This is a genomic window from Acinetobacter modestus, from assembly GCF_014636095.1.
GTDB lineage: Bacteria > Pseudomonadota > Gammaproteobacteria > Pseudomonadales > Moraxellaceae > Acinetobacter > Acinetobacter modestus.
In genome coordinates this window covers 40,470-61,134 of the sequence record NZ_BMDV01000009.1, presented here as the reverse complement: position 1 = coordinate 61,134, position 20,665 = coordinate 40,470, and the positions used below count along the sequence as shown (strand labels likewise).

Annotated in this window: 20 protein-coding genes; 13 read left to right on the top strand and 7 right to left on the bottom strand. The window is 39.1% G+C overall.

The window, feature by feature from the left end:
- Window positions 1-12 precede the first annotated feature (12 nt).
- The gene (locus tag IEV17_RS15645) at window positions 13-1,359 is read right to left on the bottom strand and encodes an OprD family outer membrane porin (protein ID WP_004659456.1); all 1,347 of its coding nucleotides are present in this window, start codon (window positions 1,357-1,359) and stop codon (window positions 13-15) included.
- 722 nt (window positions 1,360-2,081) lie between these two features.
- Here IEV17_RS15645 and IEV17_RS15640 point away from each other — a divergent pair.
- Window positions 2,082-2,855 carry a TorF family putative porin gene (locus IEV17_RS15640; RefSeq protein ID WP_004659454.1) on the top strand — a complete coding sequence of 258 codons (774 nt, stop codon included), beginning with the start codon at window positions 2,082-2,084 and terminating at the stop codon, window positions 2,853-2,855.
- A 327-nt stretch (window positions 2,856-3,182) separates the two neighbouring features.
- Window positions 3,183-3,971, top strand: a complete 789-nt coding sequence (locus IEV17_RS15635; protein WP_004659452.1) for a TorF family putative porin — start codon at window positions 3,183-3,185, stop codon at window positions 3,969-3,971.
- Window positions 3,972-4,029: 58 nt separating this feature from the next.
- On the opposite strand, the gene IEV17_RS15630 is transcribed toward IEV17_RS15635, so the two are convergent.
- From IEV17_RS15630 to IEV17_RS15620, 3 genes are all read right to left on the bottom strand, one after another.
- Complete coding sequence (locus tag IEV17_RS15630) at window positions 4,030-4,725, bottom strand: hypothetical protein (protein WP_004659450.1); 696 nt, start codon at window positions 4,723-4,725, stop codon at window positions 4,030-4,032.
- A 12-nt stretch (window positions 4,726-4,737) separates the two neighbouring features.
- Window positions 4,738-6,216, bottom strand: coding sequence for a YifB family Mg chelatase-like AAA ATPase (locus IEV17_RS15625; protein WP_034600751.1), 1,479 nt, complete (start codon window positions 6,214-6,216; stop codon window positions 4,738-4,740).
- A 68-nt stretch (window positions 6,217-6,284) separates the two neighbouring features.
- Complete coding sequence (locus IEV17_RS15620) at window positions 6,285-6,512, bottom strand: accessory factor UbiK family protein (RefSeq protein WP_004659447.1); 228 nt, start codon at window positions 6,510-6,512, stop codon at window positions 6,285-6,287.
- 275 nt (window positions 6,513-6,787) lie between these two features.
- On the opposite strand from IEV17_RS15620, the gene glnK reads away from it, so the two are divergent.
- The 7 genes from glnK (at window position 6,788) to IEV17_RS15585 (ending at window position 13,591) form a co-directional block, all read left to right on the top strand.
- Window positions 6,788-7,126 (top strand): P-II family nitrogen regulator, encoded by a 339-nt coding sequence (glnK, locus tag IEV17_RS15615; RefSeq protein WP_000780326.1) that lies wholly within the window; start codon window positions 6,788-6,790, stop codon window positions 7,124-7,126.
- 67 nt (window positions 7,127-7,193) lie between these two features.
- Window positions 7,194-8,606 (top strand): ammonium transporter, encoded by a 1,413-nt coding sequence (locus tag IEV17_RS15610; RefSeq protein ID WP_004659445.1) that lies wholly within the window; start codon window positions 7,194-7,196, stop codon window positions 8,604-8,606.
- Between the two features lie 126 nt (window positions 8,607-8,732).
- On the top strand, window positions 8,733-9,197 hold the full coding sequence (gene nrdR / locus IEV17_RS15605; RefSeq protein ID WP_004659444.1) for a transcriptional regulator NrdR: 465 nt from the start codon (window positions 8,733-8,735) through the stop codon (window positions 9,195-9,197).
- Window positions 9,198-9,209: 12 nt separating this feature from the next.
- Window positions 9,210-10,310 (top strand): bifunctional diaminohydroxyphosphoribosylaminopyrimidine deaminase/5-amino-6-(5-phosphoribosylamino)uracil reductase RibD, encoded by a 1,101-nt coding sequence (ribD, locus tag IEV17_RS15600; protein ID WP_004659443.1) that lies wholly within the window; start codon window positions 9,210-9,212, stop codon window positions 10,308-10,310.
- Complete coding sequence (locus tag IEV17_RS15595) at window positions 10,307-11,599, top strand: DNA adenine methylase (protein WP_004659442.1); 1,293 nt, start codon at window positions 10,307-10,309, stop codon at window positions 11,597-11,599. The genes ribD and IEV17_RS15595 overlap by 4 nt, the downstream gene beginning before the upstream one ends.
- Before the next feature lie 341 nt (window positions 11,600-11,940).
- Window positions 11,941-12,780, top strand: coding sequence for an MIP/aquaporin family protein (locus IEV17_RS15590; RefSeq protein ID WP_004659441.1), 840 nt, complete (start codon window positions 11,941-11,943; stop codon window positions 12,778-12,780).
- Window positions 12,781-12,931: 151 nt separating this feature from the next.
- Window positions 12,932-13,591 carry a riboflavin synthase gene (locus IEV17_RS15585; RefSeq protein WP_004659440.1) on the top strand — a complete coding sequence of 220 codons (660 nt, stop codon included), beginning with the start codon at window positions 12,932-12,934 and terminating at the stop codon, window positions 13,589-13,591.
- Window positions 13,592-13,635: 44 nt separating this feature from the next.
- Here the strand turns inward: IEV17_RS15585 and blhA are convergent, their stop codons facing one another.
- From blhA to IEV17_RS15570, 3 genes are read right to left on the bottom strand one after another with little or no spacing between them, the layout of a single operon-like run.
- On the bottom strand, window positions 13,636-14,262 hold the full coding sequence (blhA, locus tag IEV17_RS15580; protein WP_004659439.1) for a cell division protein BlhA: 627 nt from the start codon (window positions 14,260-14,262) through the stop codon (window positions 13,636-13,638).
- Between the two features lie 35 nt (window positions 14,263-14,297).
- A complete protein-coding gene (locus IEV17_RS15575; protein WP_004659438.1) occupies window positions 14,298-14,705 on the bottom strand; it encodes a DNA polymerase III subunit chi in 408 nt (135 codons plus the stop codon).
- A gap of 3 nt (window positions 14,706-14,708) precedes the next feature.
- The gene (locus tag IEV17_RS15570) at window positions 14,709-16,157 is read right to left on the bottom strand and encodes a leucyl aminopeptidase (RefSeq protein WP_004659435.1); all 1,449 of its coding nucleotides are present in this window, start codon (window positions 16,155-16,157) and stop codon (window positions 14,709-14,711) included.
- A 157-nt stretch (window positions 16,158-16,314) separates the two neighbouring features.
- Here IEV17_RS15570 and lptF point away from each other — a divergent pair, with 157 nt between their 5' ends.
- From lptF to gpmI, 4 genes are all read left to right on the top strand, one after another.
- Window positions 16,315-17,415: an LPS export ABC transporter permease LptF gene (gene lptF, locus IEV17_RS15565; RefSeq protein WP_004659434.1), complete on the top strand. Its 1,101-nt coding sequence runs from the start codon at window positions 16,315-16,317 to the stop codon at window positions 17,413-17,415.
- On the top strand, window positions 17,415-18,485 hold the full coding sequence (gene lptG, locus IEV17_RS15560) for an LPS export ABC transporter permease LptG (protein WP_004659432.1): 1,071 nt from the start codon (window positions 17,415-17,417) through the stop codon (window positions 18,483-18,485). The genes lptF and lptG overlap by 1 nt, the downstream gene beginning before the upstream one ends.
- A gap of 14 nt (window positions 18,486-18,499) precedes the next feature.
- Window positions 18,500-18,994: a putative molybdenum carrier protein gene (locus IEV17_RS15555; RefSeq protein WP_004659431.1), complete on the top strand. Its 495-nt coding sequence runs from the start codon at window positions 18,500-18,502 to the stop codon at window positions 18,992-18,994.
- Window positions 18,995-19,112: 118 nt separating this feature from the next.
- Window positions 19,113-20,657, top strand: coding sequence for a 2,3-bisphosphoglycerate-independent phosphoglycerate mutase (gene gpmI, locus IEV17_RS15550; RefSeq protein WP_004659428.1), 1,545 nt, complete (start codon window positions 19,113-19,115; stop codon window positions 20,655-20,657).
- Window positions 20,658-20,665: the final 8 nt, after the last annotated feature.

Genomic DNA, 20,665 nt, shown 5'->3' with positions numbered 1-20,665 from the left:
AATTGCTGCAAATTAGAAGAATTTCACAGGAATATCAAGCCAAATACGCCATTCGTTGGTATCACCGATGTAACCAGATTGGTATTCATCGCTTGCACGATAATATGAATGACGTACACGTAAACTCGCATCTTTGGCAAAGCCAGATTGAACTGTGTACTTTACTTGATTGAAGAATTCACGTTCAGTTGCATTGTCTGCTGTGCGAACACGTTCAATCACGTTGCCACTCAAATCTTTAACTGATGCGTTGGTATTAATATCCCAACCGTATACAAATGCAGTTGTCCAACTTAAACCAGGTACACCAAAGCTACCGAAGTCTAAATTGTATTGCAGTTGCGCTGATTTTTCACCATTACCGATGAAGTCAGAAAGATATGAGTTTGGTAAGTAAATTGTTTGATGACCATCACCAACACCTTGACCTAAACCATAGTCATAGCCTGCATTACCACTGTTCTGTTGGTAAGCGAACATGACTGTATGTGGACCGGTATTGTATGTTGTTGAAATTGCCCAGATTGAGTTCTGGTATTCATCATTTGCTGAACCGATATAAGAGTATAAGCTCTTATTCGCTTGACGATCCCAATCGGTATGATAACCACTGAAATCATAGGTTAATGAACTATTATTTGCTAACGCTTGTTTATAGTTCACATTTGCATAATGACGCTCTAAACGATCTTTAATATCAGTACCATAATAGGCTGTATTCAATTGATCGTTTACTTTATATTTAGCGCCCCAAACTACAGCACTATCTAATTCGTTACCGTCAGATGTAATCTGGTCAGAATATTGGTTTTTTGTAAATTTACCGACAGTAACTTCTAAACCTTTAATTTCACGGTTGTTTGCTAAAACACCTTCAAAATATTCAGGTACTAAACGTGCTGTGTTGCTCGCAAGAACTGGCAAATCTAGAATTTGTGTACCGTAAGTTACAGTTGTGTTCGAAACGCGTGCTTTTACATAACCGCCACCACGTGTCCAGTGATCATATGTATCACCAATGCCATCTACGCCATTTAGGCGTTCGCGAGGGATCATGCCATTACCAGCATTATGGTTTGGACCTAGTTTAAAAGAGGCATCACCAATAATACCCGCTCCAAAACCAACGACCCCTTGAGTGAAACCCGAGTCGAGTTTGAGCATAGCTGTTTGTGCGTATGAACTAGTGTCTTCAACACCATTTTTCTTATCACGAGTTAGATAACCAGTACGGAATAAAACATCCCCATTGGCATCTTCAACAAATCCTTTTGCTTCGCTTTGTTCGCTAGCATATGTTGAGGTGATTAACGCGGCATTAATCAAAACCGCTAAAGTAAGTTTTTTTGCCTTTGGCATATGTAGCCTCATAAAATAACAAATTTTGGGAGAATCCGAAATTTTGACCAATTGTATAAGTTATGCATAAAAAAGATAGATTTTTATTAAAATATTTTAATTAAATTTACACAAAATTAGGATAATATTTTTTGTTTTTATTCCTGTATAAAAAATAGATAAATTAAAATTAAATAATTGTTTTATATATAAAAAATATTATCTTATTACTGTAATTAAAGTTGATTATTTTTTGATATTTTCTTTTTAAAATATGTGATTATATTTGATAATTTCTTTTCTATTTTAATGAGTTATTTTGTAATTGATTAAAAAATGATTGGGTCGATTTGCAAAAAATGACATCCCGATAAGTGGTAAAATTTTTGTATCAAAAAGCGCTCGTTTTATAGAAGTTGCACTTATGTTGTGCGAATTTTCCCCGGTTTTTAGGCCAAAACTTTAAATGTTTAACAATGATCGATTGTTGAGCAGTGTTGTTGCATTATTTTTGTGCGGTTTAATTGCTAATCTTATTTTTTGCTTAAAAATGGATCAAAAAATCTATTTTAAAATGCTTAAATAGCCCTTTTTTATTCTCTTTATATATTTCATGACAAAGATGTGACATCAAACCTAGGTTTTATAGTGCTTTAAAGAAGTTGGCATAGCATTTGCTATTTACATAATGATGCAACTTAAAACATAAATTCAGTCGAATATCCATCATGGGGGAGATCAATATGATGAAATTTGCATGTAAGGCGATCGCGTTAAGTATTTTTGCTGTGACTTCGACTTTTGCTATGGCAGAAGAAGCAAACACTTTGTCTCAAAATGGTCTTACTTTTTCAGGTACTGCTGCACTGACTACAGATTATCGCTATCGTGGTGTTACCCAAACTGAAAATGATGCAGCAGTTCAAGGTGGTTTTGCTCTAACTCACTCTTCTGGTCTTTATGCTGGTGTATGGGGTTCAAATGTTAATTTTGGTGATGTAAATCCAAAAGCACATTTAGAGTTGGATCCATATGTCGGTTATGCAACTGAATTACCGTTTGCTGGCAAGCCAACATTAGATGTTGGTCTTTGGTATTACGGTTATCCAAGTTCATCTGATTCAAATTGGCTTGAGCTATATGCAAAACTAGGGTTTAAAGAAGTTGTAACTTCTGGTGATAGCTTCTTGGCAAGTATTAACTATACAAATGACTTTGTTGGTCTAAGTGAAAATGCTTGGTACTTAAATGCAACTTATAATGTACCGTTTGCTGCTGGTTTTGGTGGTGTTGCGAGCGTTGGTTATACGAAAGCCGACAAATATGATTTTAGCGATAATGCTAGCGAGGATGACAACTATGTTGACTGGAAAGTTGGTGTAACATACTCAGTTAAATCAGTTTCAGGTTTAACGGCTGAACTAGCTGCTATTGGTACTAATATTGATGCAAATGATCAACCATATAAGCGTGGAACTGAAACAGGTGCCGTATTTACCCTGACCAAAGCATTTTAATATTAAGAATGAATAAAAAAAGCCAGCATATATGCTGGCTTTTTTTATTCATTCTTAGAAAAGAAAAGCGAAAACTTTATATTTAAAATAGGTGCTAATTATGTGCGCCCCTATATTTAAAGATGCATTTTGTTATCACATTCTTATCGTGAGAGATTGATTGATTAATAAAAGAATAAAATAAATATTTTTTAAAAATATTTACAATCAATAGTTTATATTTAATTTTAATTTAATTCTTACTTTTGGCACAGCATTTGCAAATTTCATCATGATGCAATTTAGAACATAAATCAGTTGAATATCTAAATAATGGGGGAAATCAATATGATGAAATTTGCATGCAAAGCTACAGTTCTAGCGATGGTATTTACAACATCAACTTTAAGTTTGGCTGATGAAACAAAGCTACCATTTCCAGGAACGATTACAGGCAATGTAAACGTAGTATCTAGTTATAATCTACGTGGTATGACAAATTCACCTGAAAGTGATACACCTGCAGTACAAGGTGGACTTGATTATACGCATGATAGTGGATTCTATTTGGGATACTGGTTTTCGACCTTAACTGCTGCATATGCAGATTTTAATACCTCACCGACTTATGTAAAAGAAGATAAGAAGTCATTCGAAAATGATTTATATGCTGGTTATAAAGGTAAGATTACAGATGATCTTGGTTATCAAATTGGCGGTACGGTTTATTACTATTATCCAGGTTGGGAATCAACAGGGTATGAAACCATTGTCGGCTTAAGTTATAAAGATTTGAGTATTACAGCACAAACTTTATTAAATAATGTCACTTTTGGAAATAAAGGTGATACTTATTTCCTAGCAACCTATGCACCAAAATTAGCTGGTGGTTTTACGGGTAAAGCTCAATTAGCAGCCTATTATTATGGTGATGATGATGAGTATTTAGCTTACCAAGCCAAAGCAGGAGATGTTACCAAAACTGATTTTGCTTTCCGTCACGCAACTCTTGGATTGTCACATCCTTTAGGAAATACTGGTGCAACTTGGAGCTTAGACTATATCTTTGGTGGCTATACTCGTGATGAAACAAAGCAAAAAAATAAAGTTGTTTTGGGTTTAGGTTACGCTTTTTAAAGACATTTTATTTAATAAAAAGGTTGAGCAATATCTCAGCCTTTTTTTATGGGTTTGATTATTTGGAGAAAGTAAATCTTTCTCCAAAATCATTTTCAATACTTATTAAATTGTATTCTTTGCCATTTTCTATTTTTCGATAACCTCTTAGAAATACATCTGTTCCTACACCCCAGCATCTTTTCTTATCACTCACCATCACTGCTCCTTGAGGGTATACTTGTTGGACGGGACCATCAAATATAAATCCATGTGGAATATATAATGCTTTGTGAACTTCTTGTTTGGTTACTTCCATAAAGAATGGATTGTTTTCATCAATAATTTTAGTATCCCTTAATACACTGGATGCACGTTTATTATAAAAATCAATAATGTTCAATTCTTGTTTGGCGTATGATAAAAGCGTCTTAATACTTTGTAAGTTCAGATTTTTATTTTGTCCTAAAAGAGCATGATATTTTTCAAGTAACAACGATGCTTGTGATGGAGTAATGTCATTAATAATAATACAGTCTTCACCATTACCGAGAGCTGCTTGCCATGCAGAGTCAACCCCATTATAAAAAACAATACCTCTCCCTTGCTTAATTTGTTGACCTGAGTAACGACTTTGTGATGGAAAAATCAGTGCTTCGCCGCCATGTAATAAGGCAGGAACAAAAACAATGAAACGTTTCGTACGATTGACGACTTTTATTCCATGTTCAATGTCGCTAGGTTTTAGTTTTAATAAAGGCAATTTTTGATTCATGTAATTTTCTATCTAGCCTCGATAAGATAAGGCTTCTGTTAAATGGGTTGTTAAAATGATATCGCTTTCGGCCAAGTCGGCTATGGTTCGTGCAACACGAAGTACACGATGATAGGCGCGTGCTGAGAGATTAAGTCGCTGTTGAGCCATTTCGATGATTTTGGCTGAATTTTCATCTAATTGTGCATATTGTTCTAACAAATTTGGAGAAAGTGCCTGATTCAAACATTGCTGTCTTAACATTTGTTTATCATAAGCTTTCATCACGCGTTGCCGCACAATTGTAGAACTTTCTGTCGGACTTTGATCTTGTAGTTCTTTGGTCTGCAAAGGTGGCACATCAATATGTAAATCAATACGATCTAATAATGGACCTGATATACGATTTTGATAGCGTTGAATATTTTCTACTGAGCACTGGCAGCGGCTATCTTGGTTAAATGCGTAACCACAAGGACATGGATTCATCGCTGCAATAAATTGAAAATTCGCTGGGAATGTCATTTGTCTTGCCGCACGAGAGATGACGATCTCTTTCGATTCTAGAGGTTGTCGGAGAACTTCCAAAACTTTGCGGTCAAATTCAGGTAATTCATCTAAAAATAATACGCCTAAATGTGCAAGCGTAATTTCGCCTGGTTTAGGTTGTGAACCGCCTCCAACTAATGCAATCGCTGACGCAGTATGGTGTGGTGCACGGAAGGGACGTTGTCCAAAAGTATGCTGAGCATTTGCAATCGAATAAATACTTGCGACTTCTAAATTTTCTTGGGCATTGAGTGGTGGCAAAATAGAAGGTAGTCGAGAAGCCAGTAATGTTTTACCTGTGCCGGGTGGACCTTTGAAAAGTAAAGAATGCCCACCCGCTGCAGCTATTTCTAGTGCACGACGAGGACGTAATTGACCTTTGACATCTGCAAGATCAAATTGATACTGAGTATTGGTTAAATTTTCTTGTTTGGGTGATGTTGATAAATGAGAAGTGCCCAAAAAGTGTGCGCATACGTCTTGCAGATGCTTAGCAGCATAAACTTCAAACTGTGGGAGTTGATTGGCTTCTTCTAGATTATTAGTAGGAACCAATAAGCGGTGTTGGGCTTGTTGGCAAGCCATCGCAATTGGCAATATTCCCGAAACAGGGCGTAAATGTCCATCTAATGCAAGTTCACCAATAAATTCAAATCCTTCAGTACAATTTTCAGGAAGTTGACCTGAAGCAATTAAAATTCCTAGTGCGATCGGTAAATCTAGGCGGGAGCCATCTTTGGGAAGATCTGCAGGTGCTAAGTTAATCGTTAAACGTTTGGTTGGAAACAAGAAACCACTATTAATAATTGCTGATCTAACACGATCTTTACTTTCCCTTACAGCGGCTTCTGCTAAACCTACAATGGTTAAGGAGGGGAGTCCTGAACTGATATGAACTTCAACTTCGATTTGAGGGGCATGTAAACCCAATAAACCCCTCGTGTAAATTTTTGCGAAAGACATTTTATTATTGTTCCATCATGGTGCTTTATTTTTAATCATTTTTATTGGTTGTTGCGCTAAACTAGTGCTTATTTTTGCTTCTGCACCATCTCCTCTAGTGCATTCATTTGCTGTTGCAGTGCAGCGAGGCGTTGGTTTGCTAAATTTAGCGCTATTTTCTGGCGCTCCAGCTCTTGTTTAGAGACTAAATCTAATTTTTCGACGCTTTCATTTAGCAAAGCACGTAAATTTTTTTCTAAATCTTTTTTAGGTTGGTCAACTTGTTCAAGAATGGCTTGTAAAAGAGTTTCAATCATGAAGCGCTCAATAGGTTATATGTATTTGTAGGCAAGTGTACCATTGCTTGTAGTAATCCCATAGCCCTGTTCAACGCATTGATGCCACTAGTATCTAAATTCAGTTAAACAGGAGCAAATGAAACTTATTTTCGATTGAATATCTACATCTTGACGCCCAAATAGGTTATAAAGAAAGCTCTTGCTGATGGTTTGAAAATCCCCAACCTTCAAATATTGGCATGAAAATTGAACATAAAACCTTACTGGTGAAAATAAGCCGAAGGAAAACACACATGAAGCTTGTAACTGCAATTGTAAAACCATTCAAACTCGATGATGTGCGTGAAGCACTCTCTGATATTGGTGTTCAAGGGATTACCGTAACTGAAGTAAAAGGTTTTGGTCGTCAAAAAGGTCATACTGAACTGTATCGTGGTGCAGAGTATGTCGTTGATTTTTTACCGAAAGTAAAGATTGAAATTGCGATTAGCGATGAAATGGTCGATGCGGTTATTGAATCTATCACTCGTGTCGCAAGCACTGGAAAAATTGGTGACGGTAAAATCTTTGTCACGAATTTGGAACAAGTCATCCGTATTCGTACTGGTGAAACTGGACCAGATGCTGTCTAAATTGGCACAAAGTTTGCTGAGTTAGAATTAAGAGAAATAGCTCACAAAATAAGGTTGGGGGACACGAATGAAAAAAATGCTTATGGCGCTCAGTCTATCTGGCGCACTCTTAGGTGGTTCAGCGATGGTTTGGGCAGAAGATGCTGCATCAACACCCGTTGCTGAACAAACTGTAGCAGCGTCTGATACGGCGGCTGCATCAACTGTCACTGTAGCAGCAGAAGCTCCTGCTCCTGTAGAAGCTGCTCCAGCTCCTGCACCAGTTGCAAAAGTTGATACAGGCGATACAGCTTGGATTCTCGTTTCAACAGCACTGGTTCTGTTGATGACTATTCCTGGTTTGGCTCTATTCTATGGTGGTATGGTTCGTAAGAAAAACGTACTCAGCACCATGATGTTTAGCCTTTCTGCGGCAATTCTAGTCAGCTTAATTTGGGTTATCGTTGGTTATTCGCTTGCATTCTCTGGTTCAGGTGCCTATGTCGGTGACTTTGCCAAATCAATGCTAAATGGCGTGGCATTTGATGCCTTAAGTGGAACTATTCCAGAAAGCTTGTTTGTTATTTTCCAAATGACATTTGCCATCATCACTGTTGCAATTATTAGTGGTTCGATTGCTGATCGTATGAAATATTCAGCATTCATGGCGTTTATTGCAGTTTGGGTAATCTTGGTTTATGCACCAATTACTCACTGGGTTTGGGCTGCTGATGGTTGGTTATTCAAAGCTGGTGCTTTAGATTTTGCAGGCGGTACAGTTGTACATATCAACGCAGGTGTAGCTGGTTTAGTGGCTGCATACATGTTGGGTAAACGTGCTGGTCTAGGTCGAGAATCAATGGCACCACACAACCTTACTCTTACTGTGATTGGCGCAAGCTTAATTTGGGTAGGTTGGTTTGGCTTTAACGGTGGTAGTGCTTTAGGTGCTGGCGCTCGTGCAAGTATGGCAATTCTTGTAACTCAAGTTGCTGCTGCCGCTGCTGCATTCTCTTGGTTGATTGTTGAACGTCTAGTTCGTGGTAAGGCTTCAGTACTTGGTGGTGCATCAGGTGCGGTTGCTGGTTTGGTTGTAATCACTCCTGCTGCTGGTTTCGTTGGTGTGGGTGGTGCATTAATCATGGGCTTAATCGGTGGTGTAGTGTGCTTCTGGGGTATTACAGCACTTAAACGTCTCCTTAAAGCAGATGATGCATTGGATGCTTTCGGTCTACACGCAGTTGGTGGTATCGTTGGTGCGATTCTTACTGGTGTGTTCTACAGTGATGAAATCATTAAAGCTGCTAACGTTGCGCTTGCTCCAACAATCATCGAACAACTAAAAGTACAACTTGAAGGTGTACTCGCAACGATGGTATATAGCGCAGTAGTGACTTTCATTATCCTTAAAGTGATTGATCTTGTGATTGGTATCCGCGTAAGTGCTGATGATGAGCGCATGGGTCTTGACCTTAGCCAACATGGCGAACGTATCGAATAATTCATTATTCTTTGAAGTTTAAAAAACAGCCGAATAAGGCTGTTTTTTTATGCCTTTCGTGTGCTAGTTCAGCAATTGCAGAAACTTTGCTACACTTAAGCAAAGTGAGTAAATAATCGCACAATTATGCATTGTCCATTTTGTAACGCTGCTGATAGTAAAGTCATCGACTCTCGCCTTGCGGCTGAGGGTTGTCAAATCCGTCGTCGTCGAGAATGTACGATTTGTGGTGAGCGGTTTACCACCTTTGAAAGTTATGAAATGGTGATGCCGCGAGTCATTAAATCCGATTCAAAAAGTGAACCATTTGATGAAGCAAAATTGCGCCGCTCATTGATGCATGCTTTACAGAAACGCCCAGTAACCCAAGAACAAATTGAAACGGTTTTAAGTGATATACAATCACAAATTCGCCGTTTAGGTGAGCGAGATGTAAAGTCTAGAACAATTGGTGAGATTGTGATGCAGGCTTTATTTGCACTTGATCATGTAGCCTATGTTCGTTTTGCCTCTGTTTATCAAGATTTCCAAGATGTTGAAGCATTTCGTCGTCAGATTGAGCAAATGCAACAACGTGAAAATGAAGCATAAGTTAGAGAAATCATGTCTGAGTTCACGCAAAATCATTTATCCCAAGATCAATATTGGATGCAGCAAGCAATTGAGTTGGCTCGATTAGGGCAATATTCAACCAAGCCGAATCCTAATGTGGGTTGCGTTATTGTCAAAGATGGGCAGCTGATTGGAGAGGGCTATCACCCTAAAGCGGGTCAACCTCATGCAGAAGTTTTTGCACTTCGCCAAGCGGGCGAACATGCTAAAGGTGCGACAGCTTACGTGACTTTGGAACCATGCGCACATTATGGTAGAACGCCGCCTTGTGCAGAAGCATTGGTTAAAGCTCAGGTTCAGAAAGTCGTGGTAGCTTGTTCAGACCCAAACCCATTAGTTGCGGGAAAAGGCGTTCAAATTTTACAAGCAGCGGGTATTGAAGTTGAAACAGGACTTTGTGTAGAAACTGCGAAAACGCTCAATTTGGGCTTTTTAAAAGCGATGTCTACGGGTTCGCCGTATGTGCGTTTGAAAATTGCATCAAGTTTAGATGGACGTACTGCAATGGCTTCAGGAGAATCAAAATGGATTACTGGAGCAATCGCTAGACAGGATGTACAACATTGGCGTGCAATTTCGGGTGCTGTGATTACAGGGATTCAAACCGTTTTAGCAGATGATTGTGAGCTGAATGTACGTGAATTGGAGGGAGTTGATCTTACTTCGGTGGTTCAACCTAAGCGAGTTGTACTCGACCGACAAGGACAGTTACCACTTTCAGCGAAGATTTTGAAAAATCCTGAAACAGTGATGGTGATGACACCATTTCGTCAAGAACTTGCTGATTTAGGCGTGATACAATTGGCGCCGCAACCCTTAAGTCAATTATTGCAAACTTTAACTCAACAGTATCAAATTTATGATGTGTTGGTTGAAGCAGGCGCAACTTTATCAACGGCTTTTTTACAGCAAGGTTTAGTTGATGAAATGATCAGTTATGTTGCACCGACTTTACTTGGTCAATCTGCTCGTGCAATGTTCAATGCTGAATTTAGTACAATGGCAGAACAATTGCGTTTTGATTTAGTCGATGTAACCCAACTTGGGCAAGATATTCGCCTAAGATTGCTCCCTATCCAAGAGATGATATGAATCCAGAACCATCGGTTTATCACAAGCGTCGTCATGCAGCACGTACGACTGACGAATATCTTTTTCATCAGTTAGTACCTTATTTAGGCAATAAGCGTCGACTGCTTCATCTCATTTTGGAAGCACTTGAGATTACAGGCACACTGAATAGTAAGAAAAAGAATCCACCGATTTTTGCTGATTTCTTTGCAGGGAGTGGCGTGGTCTCACGTTTAGCACGTCAAAACGGCTATCGTGTCATTGCAAATGACTGGGAACCGTATAGCCATGCGTTGAACAATGCGATTTTAGCTTGTGTTGATGCACCCGCATTTAAAGAATTAGGTGGCTATCAAAAAGCGATCGACTATTTGAATCGATTGCCAGAAGTCAAAGGCTGGGTGACACATAATCTTTGTCCACGTAATGATGATGTGTATGATCCTGCTCGTGACCGTTTGTTTTTCAAACGCCGTAATGGGATGCGTATTGATGCAATTCGTCAACAGATCGCAACTTGGCAAGCGCAAGGTGCAATCAATGATGTAGAAATGAGTGCTCTATTGGCACCACTTTTATATTCGGCAAGTTTTGTTAGTAATACCAGTGGTGTATTTAAGAGCTTTCATCAGGGTTGGGGTGGTCGAACTCAAACGGCTCTAGAACGAATTGAGTCATTAATATGGCTTACACCGAGCCGTTTTTGTGAGATTGGTGATCCCAAACGACCTGCGGCTGAAATGTGGTGTGTCGATGCACAACATTTAGCCAACCAAATGAGTGGTTTCGAAGTCGATGTTGCCTATCTTGATCCACCTTATAATCAGCATGCCTACAGCAGTAACTACCATGTTTTAAATGCTCTGACTTTATGGGATCAAGTGGATTTACCATCACCTGATACCAAAGGCTTTAAGAGTGGAATTGATCGAGCATGGCGTAAAGAGCGCCCAAGTCCTTATAACTCTTCTAAGTATGCGAAAGAAGCTTATGAAAAGTTATTGGAAACAATTAATGCTCGCTATATTTTGACTAGTTATTCAACTGATGGGAATATTGAGCCTAAAGATTTGCTTACTGCTAATTTAAAGCGCGGTAAAGTGACTTTGTTAACTCAAGATGTACCGCGTTATCGAGTGAGTAAACAGCGTCAATCAGAACGTGCACGTGTTCTTGAGTTTATTGTGATTACGGATACCCATGCGAAGTCTGGCCCTCCATTACGACAACTTTTAGGGCAGTTATATCATTTTGCTGAGTTGGGTGGTGTTGATACGACAGGCAATAGTACTCAGCTTGCACTTTGGTAAATTCAAGTAGACACCATTTTGGGATAAAGTGGTGTCTATTTTCTATTTTTTTCACTTTCTTGCTAATACATATAATTTTATAAAATAAATGATTGTTTTTACATGAATTGTCATTGAATTTAACTAAGTCTTTCGGAATAACTATTTACCTTTAAATTAATTAAAAACAATTGCTTATCTATTCTTGTTGCGTGGTTTAATCTTTTTTATTTACAAAAAATATTTTACTGTTTGGTTGAAAAACTACCAGAAGAATATTGATCATTTTCGAAAATGAATATATTTTGCCGAGCTTTATTTCAGGTCATGCCTATACGCAGCACTGACCAAGAGAGGTTGTGATGAGTCGCTCGGAACCCAGCTTGTTAGGGCAATGTATAGCTGAATTTTTTGCTACCGCAGTTTTTTTATCTTTTGGTATTGGTGTCGTGGCTGCGCTTAAACTTGCAGGAGCAAGTCTAGGGCTATGGGAAATCAGCCTTGTATGGGGCTTGGCTGTAGCATTGGCTGTTTATCTATCTGCCGGTATTTCTGGAGCTCATCTCAATCCTGCCGTTACGATCGCATTAGCACTGTTTGCTGGTTTTGATAAACGTAAAGTTCCTTTCTATATTATTTCTCAAGTTTCTGGTGCTGCTTTAGGCGCACTATTGGTCTATAGTTTGTATAGCAATCTATTTATGGATTATGAGCAAACACACCATATGGTACGGGGGAGTGTAGAGAGTTTGGAGTTGGCTGGAATTTTCTCAACCTATCCACATCATTTATTGTCTATTGGACAGGCGTTTATGGTGGAAATGTTTATCACTATGTTATTACTTTGGCTCATCATGGCGATTGGGGATGATCATAATGGTTTGCCACGTGGTGCTTTAGCACCTATTTTGGTGGGTTTATTAGTTGCTGTCATTGGAGCTTCTTTTGGTCCATTAACAGGCTTTGCTATGAATCCTGCACGTGATTTTGGTCCAAAAGTTGTGGCCTATTTTTCAGGCTGGGGTTCAATTGTTTTTACTGGCGGTCGTGATATTCCTTACTTTATTGTGCCTATCTTTGCACCGATTGTTGGCGCTTGCTTAGGCGTATTAGGTTATAAATTGTTTTTTAGCCATTTCTTGTTAAATAATACGGTTGAGCTTAAACAGACAGCCAATAAACGTGTCTCTGAAATGCAGTAATTTAAGGTTGAAAATAATAAAAGGGTGATCAATGGATCGCCTTTTTTATTGCAGATATTTGAACTTGGAGTCCCTTGTTATCTCTAGGGCTTTGCTTTATGGTATTCGATTCACTATGGCATATATTGCATAAGATTAGGTTAGAACTCCCATGTTTACAGGCATTATTGAAAGTTTAGGTAAGGTTGAGAGCTTACAAAGTGTAGGCGGTGATGTACGTCTACGTATTCAAACTGATTTGGATATGTCTGATGTGCATTTAGGTGATTCAATTGCCACCAATGGAATTTGTCTCACAGTGATCGAGTGGGGAAGCAATTGGTATGCTGCAGATGTGTCTCGTGAAAGCTTAAATCGAACGACTTTAGGTCAATGGAAAGTGGGTCAATCCGTCAATGTCGAAAAAGCAATGTTGCCAACAACTCGTTTTGGTGGACATATTGTGAGTGGGCATGTCGATGGTCTTGGAGAAATTACAGTCGTTCGACAAGACGCACGTTCATTATATTTTGAAGTAACAGCACCTGTTGAATTGGCAAAATATTTAGCTGAAAAAGGTTCTGTAACTGTTGATGGGATTAGTCTGACCATTAACCATCTACGTGGCAATATTCTGAGTTTGAATCTCATCCCTCATACTGCTGAGCGTACCAATATTGGCACATGGCAGGTTGGTACAAAAGTTAATTTAGAGGTTGATGTGCTGGCACGTTATATCGAGCGCTTATTGTTGGGTGATAAAGCAGCGGAACAAAAAACTGAGTCGAACATCAGTATGGCATTTTTGGCTGAAAACGGTTTCTTAAAATAAAAAAATGAAACATAAAAAGGCCCAGTTTAAACTGGGCTTTTTTATTATTTTTCATCTGAAAACTTACTATTTTTCAGAATGTAATCAATTTCATCTTGGGCAAGTGCATGTAGTTTTGCTCGGAATACAGTTACAGCTTGTTCTATTAAGTTTTCTGCTTCTAGTTCTAAGCGAACACGCACACTTTCGAGCTCAGATAAGATTTGTTGGTCATCAATCCGAACACGTTGAGCCTGCGCATAATCAATACTTGGTTGTTCAGGATTTGTTTGATAACGTTCAGTTTGTTGTGCAATTTCTTGATCAATGTGTTGTCGAAGGGCAACAAGATTTTCCGTTTGTTGTTGGAACTGATTTAACTCATCTGCTTGCAGTTGCGCGGCATAAGCAGCTTGAGTAGCACGTTTTTCTGCTAGAGCTTTTTCCAAAGCCAATTGTTTACGAACGCGTGCTTGTTCAATTAACTCGGCTTTTAAATGTGCATAAGCTTGATCAATGCGTTGTTGAGAGCGTAGCTGAGCTTTTTCTTCGAGTTGTATCCATGTTTGGATTTGTGTTTGTGGTAACAGTAGATCACAGATACGAGCTAAATCTTCCTGATAGGTCTGACGTACAGTTTCAGGCGTATTTAACCAACGTTTTTTAAAATCTTGACCTACATTTAATGCCACACGACACTCCTTATACGATGCTATGATTTACAGACTTATAATTTAAATGTGCGTGGCTCAATGCCTAAACGACGATACATCTTAAATTTCTCTCGCCCGATCTGTTTTGCCGTTTCATTATTTTCAATAATTTCGATAATGTGGCGAAAATCTTGAGTTTGTTCAAGTGCATGATTGTTAAAATTAAATACAATCCAATCATTGGATGGTGGTAAGTCAGCTGAAATACACACTGGACTATTCAACTGATCAATTCCATGAGCAATAAAGCTACTTGGATCAAAACACCATAGCTTGTTATCCAACTCATTTTGTAAATTTGAATCAACACAATACCACCAAATCTGTGGGTGCTGATTCAGAATTTTTCGACATAAACGGCAAGCACTTTCGACTTGCCGCTCAATGCTGTTTTCAAACAAATAAAAACTAACTTGTGCCATAGATTAGTTATTCGTTTCAACACGATTAGCTAAAAACTGCATAAGTAATGGTACTGGGCGTCCAGTTGCACCTTTAGCTGCACCAGATAACCATGCTGTACCAGCCACATCAAGATGTGCCCAACGATAATCACGAGTGAAACGTTCAAGGAAGCATGCTGCGGTTATTGCACCACCATAAGGACCACCAATATTGGCAATATCGGCAAACGGTGAATCAAGGAGTTCTTGATATTCTTCCATCACAGGCATACGCCATACACGGTCGAGTGATTGTTCACCAGCCAGTTGTAATTCTTGTACCAGTTCATCATCTGGAGAGAATAGCCCACTGACGACTTTGCCCAGCGCAACAACACATGCACCCGTAAGTGTCGCAATATCAATCACAAGCGCAGGATTAAAACGTTTGATATAAGTGAGGGTGTCACATAGAACCAAACGACCTTCTGCATCAGTGTTCAAAATTTCTACAGTTTGACCACTCATGGTCGTCACAATATCTCCAGGGCGTGTTGCATGACCTGAAGGCATATTTTCTGCTGCTGCGATCGCACCGATAACATGAATTGGGAGTTGAGCTTCGCAAAGTGCTTGCATAGTACCTAATACAGAGGCAGCACCACACATATCGAATTTCATTTCATCCATACCTAAGCCTGGTTTCAATGAAATACCGCCTGTATCAAAAGTAACGCCTTTACCGACAAGTACGATAGGTGCTTGATCAGCTTTTGCGTGATATTCAAGTGTAATGATTCTGCCTGGTCGATCAGAGCCTTTGCTTACAGCAAGAAAAGCATTCATCCCTAAATCAGCCATTTGCTGTTCATTAAGGATAGTGACTTTTAATAGGTCTGGGTATTGTGCTGCAAGTGCAATCGCCTGATCTGCAAGGTATTCAGGGAAGCAAATATTTCCTGGACGATTGCCTAAATCTCGAGCATAGTTTTGTCCAGATTGAACTGCTTGGACGAGTTTTAATTGAGCATCATCAAGTACAGTTTCATTTGCAACTAGATTAATCGTTTCTAAGATGAACTCATTTTTTTTCGATTTAAATTCATCATACGCATAGGCTGCTTGAGTTAAACCTAAGGCAAATAGGTAATGTAAATCAGTTGGTAATGCGCTGAGATCTACGGTGATTTGTCTAAATTTATTTTGTGATGATTTGATAATCGTTTGTGCAAGTTTTGCTAATTTTGTCGCTTTCAATTCAGCACTTTTGCCTAAACCGAGTAAATGTGCATTGGCTTGTACAGCGATATTGGTAATCAGGGCAATATTTTCATTAAAACCAGCTTTGAATTGTGTAGCATTCAGAACATCTTCTAGATGATTGATTTGATAACTATTTAAGTTCTGTTGTAATTGTTCTGAATCAACCAAAATCCACAAAGATTCACTAGACGACTGTGTTGGGAATGCGGTATGAAGGGTAAATTTCATTGTTTGTATAGAACCTAAGCAGCGAAAAAGAAAGATAAGTCCATTAAACACTTTCAGATATGAGGTTGCAATCCGCAACAAGCGATAGGTTTTATATTTTTAACATTCGGGTAAACTAGCACTACCCCTCGATTGGTCTATTTTTGGAAGCATTACTTTGATTATTCGGCGTTATCTCGTCAAACAAGTGGTCTCCACCTCTTTGGTTGTGACAGCTTTGCTTACTTTAATTATTATGGGTGGGCAGTTAATCAAGATTTTTGGGCGAGCTGCACAGGGTCGTTTAGACGCTAGTGTGCTGCTGAGTATCATTGCTTATCGTTTGCCAGAGTTTCTAACTTTAATTTTGCCATTGGGTTTCTTTATTGGACTCATGCTGGTTTTTGGTCGTCTATATGTTGACCATGAAATGGCAGTTTTAAATGGCAGTGGTGTTAGCCGTAATCAATTGGCCAAACTTTTATTGCCGATGACATTTGTTTTTTTGATTGTTCAAGCAATATTAATGTTTTGGGGTTCATCATCTGGAATTCGTGCTTACGAAAGCTTGATGCAAACACAAGCAGTGCGAGCAGGTTTTGATTTGGTCCGACCTAAGGAATTTATTTCTTCAGGTCCTTATACCATTTACGCAGGTTCACTTTCTGAAGATCGAAAAAATTTAAAAGATATTTTTTATTATCAGAAAGCCGATCGTGAAGATAAACCAGATGTGATGATTTTAGCCAAAGAAGCGACACGTGTCGAAATGGCAAATGATACGGCGAATGTTGTTGATTTGGTTCAAGGTCGCCGTTACGAAATTTATCCGAATCAGCCACGCTATACCCAAGCAGAATTTCAATCTTATCGCTTACGTTTAGAGAATGATAAAGACGTTAAGTTTGAAAGCGATGATGTTGAAGCTTTATCGATGTCTAAGCTATGGGAGCGACGTGATGATCCTGTCATTCGCAGCGAGCTTGGTTGGCGTATCTTTGGTCCATTTGTGATTATTGTTGGATTGATGCTTGCGGTTGCGTTATCTGAAGTAAGTCCACGTCAAGGTCGATATTATCGTCTTATTCCATCTATATTTATTTTTGCTAGCCTTATTGTATTAATGATCGCAATTCAGACACGAATTAGTAAAGGTGAGTTAGACATCTGGGCTTATCCTGTCGCATTAATGATTTATGCCATTGCGGCGGCAATTTTTGCACGGAAACAAAAGTTAGCACCAAAACTTAAGAAAAGTATTCAGCGAGTGGGGTTGTAATGTTAGCACGTCGAATAGTCGCCAAACATGTGACAAAAACTACAGTCCTTGCAATGCTGGGCACAACGCTCGTGTTATCTTTTTTACAAATATTATTCACTTACTTAGGTGAATTAGGCTCGCTGAAACCAACTTATAATGCATGGCAAGCTTTCCTATATGTGATATGGGGTGCACCGAGTTATTTGTATGATATTTTACCTGTTGCAGCGTTAATCGGCTCTGTTTTAGGTTTGGGTGCTCTTGCTTCGAATAGTGAACTGATCGTCATGCGTTCGGTTGGTATCAGCCTGTGGCGTATAGTGGGTTGGGTGATGCGCTCAGCTTTACTTTTAATTGTATTGTCTTTTGTATTGAGTGAATGGGTGATTCCTTATACCAATGAAAAAGCACAAAGCATTAAAAAACAACGTAGCGTAGCGGCTTTAGGTGAGGTAAAAGGTTATTGGTCACGTGAAGGCCAACGTTTTATCTATATTGATTATGCGAATTCCCAAGGTCAATTACGTAATATTCAAGCGATTGATTTTGATCAGAACTATCGATTGCAGTCCTTTGTCACTGCTGAAAAAGGCCAATTTTTAAAAGATGGTCAGTGGACTTTAGAGAAATCACATCAGGTTGATTTACTTGCTCAAGGGAATGCGATTAAAACGGATCACGAGCAACAAGCGTTAGGATTGGCTTTACAACCTAAATATGTACATATGGTGACTTTGGACCCAGACGATTTATCTCCAAGTCAATTGATTAGTTTTATGCAGTATTTATCAGAATATAGCCAAGTTCCAAAGACCTATGAGTTAGCCTTTTGGAAAAAAGTCACGTCTCCATTTGCACTGATTACGTTGGTTCTGATTGCCTGTTCATTTATTTTTGGCCCATTGCGCCAGCAGTCTATGGGTTTTCGCTTGGTTATCGCACTTTTCACTGGGTTAGGGTTCTTCTATTTACAAGACTTTTTAGGTTATGCAAGCTTAGTTTATGCACCGTCACCTGCTTGGTTCGTATTATTACCAGTGGTATTGATGTTCATGATGGGTAGCTATTTATTATATCGAGCAAGGTAGAAAATTAGATTTCTATGCACATTAAAATTATATCTGGTGGACAAACCGGAGTTGATAGAGGTGCTTTAGATGCCGCATTAGATTTAGGGGTGCCGTGTGGTGGTTGGTGTCCCGAGGATCGAATGGCAGAAGATGGAAGAATTCCAGACGAGTATCCTTTAATTATTTTAGCAGAGAGTGGCTATCGAAAGAGGACTAAGCAGAATGTTCGAGATAGTGATGCAACGGTCATTATCTATTTCGATTATATTTATCCCAAAGGTGGTACAGAGCTTACGTTATTAGAATGTATCAAGCAGTCCAAAGCATATTTGCTTATTGATGGAAATGAGGTTCCGATTGAGCGAGCAGCAGAGCGGATCTATTTATTTTGCCATCAGAATAATATTACTGCTTTAAATGTCGCAGGTCCCAAAGGGGCGAGTTTGCCTCAGGCACATAGTTATACCCAACAAGTCATCACGCAGATGCTCAATAAAATAATTAATCAAGATCGGCCCCAAACTTGAATATAAAGATGATTCCCGATGCTTTTGATTGATGAAAGCCATCAGTAACGCCATAGAGAATTACAGTAAATTTGGGTAAAATACGCCGATCAAATGATAGACAAACAGAGAGTCCATTATGACGGATGCAAATGCTGGCAAAATTCCTCACGTTCTTGTAATTATGGATGGTGTAGGACATCGTGAAGCAGTTGAGGATAATGCATATTTAGCAGCAAAAACACCAAATCTGACTGCGATGAAAGCAAAGCATCCAAATAGTTTGATTTCAGGTTCTGGCGAAGATGTAGGCCTACCTGATGGACAAATGGGCAACTCTGAAGTTGGTCATATGAACTTAGGTGCAGGTCGTGTTTTATATCAGGACTTTACACGGATTACCAAAGATATTCGGACAGGTGCTTTTTTTGAGCATGAAGTGTTAGTGGATGCAGTTGAAAAAGCCAAAGCAGCAAATGGCGCAGTCCATGTAATGGGGTTGTTGTCACAAGGTGGTGTGCATTCGCATGAAGATCATATTGTGGCGATGTGTGAGTTGGCATTAAAACGTGGCGCAACAGTATATCTACACGCTTTCCTTGATGGTCGTGATACCCCTCCACGTAGCGCAAAGCCTTCATTAGAAAAATTCGATGCTTTATTTGCTCAGTATCCAAATCAAGGTCGTATCGTTTCGATGATTGGCCGTTATTTTGCAATGGATCGTGATAACCGCTGGAATCGTGTTGAACTCGCTTATCGTTTAATGACAGAAGGCGAGGCAGTTCGTGTTGTAAACTCAGCTGTAGAAGGTTTAGAGCAAGCTTATGCAGCAGAAGAAAATGATGAGTTTGTTCAAGCAACACGTATTGGTGAAATTGCCAAAATCCAAGATGGCGATAGTGTGGTTTTCATGAACTTCCGTGCTGATCGTGCGCGTGAAATCACCCGTGCCTTTGTTGAGAAAGATTTTACTGGGTTTACGCGTAAAGTCGTTCCAAGTTTATCTAAATTTGTGATGCTAACACGCTATCAGGCAAGTATTGATGCACCAGTTGCATACATGCCAGAAGAACTTAAAAATTCCATCGGTGAATATTTATCAGGTTTGGGTAAAACCCAGTTGCGTATTGCTGAAACAGAGAAATATGCGCATGTGACATTCTTCTTCAGCGGTGGTCGTGAAGATGAATATCTAGGAGAGAAACGTATTTTGATTCCTTCTCCGAATGTTGCAACCTATGATCTAAAACCAGAAATGAGTGCTTATGAAGTCACCGATGAGTTAGTGAATGCTATTAATTCGGGTGAGTTTGACCTTCTGGTTGTCAATTACGCCAATGGTGACATGGTCGGACATACTGGTGTATTTGATGCAGCAGTGAAAGCGGTTGAAACCGTTGATACGTGTTTAGGTCGTGTCTATGAAGCAGTAATGGCAAACAAAGGTCATATGTTAATTACAGCGGATCATGGTAATGTAGAACAGATGCAAGACTATGATAGTGGACAAGTTCATACACAACATACCACTGAATTGGTGCCATTTATTTATGTGGGTCCTACTCAAGCAACGATTGCAGAAGGTGGAGTATTGGCTGATGTGGCACCAACATTACTTCATTTGATGAATATTCCTGTACCTTCAGACATGCAAGGCAAGAATTTAATTACTTTAAAATAAGGTGAACA

Bases quoted from the DNA above. Each gene is read 5' to 3' on its own strand.
- lptG (WP_004659432.1), top strand. From the start codon at position 17,415: ATGTTAGCACGTCGAATAGTCGCCAAACATGTGACAAAAACTACAGTC.
- IEV17_RS15620 (WP_004659447.1), bottom strand. From the start codon at position 6,512: ATGATTGAAACTCTTTTACAAGCCATTCTTGAACAAGTTGACCAACCT.
- IEV17_RS15555 (WP_004659431.1), top strand. From the start codon at position 18,500: ATGCACATTAAAATTATATCTGGTGGACAAACCGGAGTTGATAGAGGT.
- IEV17_RS15630 (WP_004659450.1), bottom strand. From the start codon at position 4,725: ATGAATCAAAAATTGCCTTTATTAAAACTAAAACCTAGCGACATTGAA.
- IEV17_RS15595 (WP_004659442.1), top strand. From the start codon at position 10,307: ATGAATCCAGAACCATCGGTTTATCACAAGCGTCGTCATGCAGCACGT.
- IEV17_RS15575 (WP_004659438.1), bottom strand. From the start codon at position 14,705: ATGGCACAAGTTAGTTTTTATTTGTTTGAAAACAGCATTGAGCGGCAA.
- IEV17_RS15645 (WP_004659456.1), bottom strand. From the start codon at position 1,359: ATGCCAAAGGCAAAAAAACTTACTTTAGCGGTTTTGATTAATGCCGCG.
- gpmI (WP_004659428.1), top strand. From the start codon at position 19,113: ATGACGGATGCAAATGCTGGCAAAATTCCTCACGTTCTTGTAATTATG.
- ribD (WP_004659443.1), top strand. From the start codon at position 9,210: ATGTCTGAGTTCACGCAAAATCATTTATCCCAAGATCAATATTGGATG.
- IEV17_RS15610 (WP_004659445.1), top strand. From the start codon at position 7,194: ATGAAAAAAATGCTTATGGCGCTCAGTCTATCTGGCGCACTCTTAGGT.
- glnK (WP_000780326.1), top strand. From the start codon at position 6,788: ATGAAGCTTGTAACTGCAATTGTAAAACCATTCAAACTCGATGATGTG.
- IEV17_RS15625 (WP_034600751.1), bottom strand. From the start codon at position 6,216: ATGTCTTTCGCAAAAATTTACACGAGGGGTTTATTGGGTTTACATGCC.
- IEV17_RS15640 (WP_004659454.1), top strand. From the start codon at position 2,082: ATGATGAAATTTGCATGTAAGGCGATCGCGTTAAGTATTTTTGCTGTG.
- IEV17_RS15570 (WP_004659435.1), bottom strand. From the start codon at position 16,157: ATGAAATTTACCCTTCATACCGCATTCCCAACACAGTCGTCTAGTGAA.
- IEV17_RS15590 (WP_004659441.1), top strand. From the start codon at position 11,941: ATGAGTCGCTCGGAACCCAGCTTGTTAGGGCAATGTATAGCTGAATTT.
- nrdR (WP_004659444.1), top strand. From the start codon at position 8,733: ATGCATTGTCCATTTTGTAACGCTGCTGATAGTAAAGTCATCGACTCT.
- IEV17_RS15635 (WP_004659452.1), top strand. From the start codon at position 3,183: ATGATGAAATTTGCATGCAAAGCTACAGTTCTAGCGATGGTATTTACA.
- IEV17_RS15585 (WP_004659440.1), top strand. From the start codon at position 12,932: ATGTTTACAGGCATTATTGAAAGTTTAGGTAAGGTTGAGAGCTTACAA.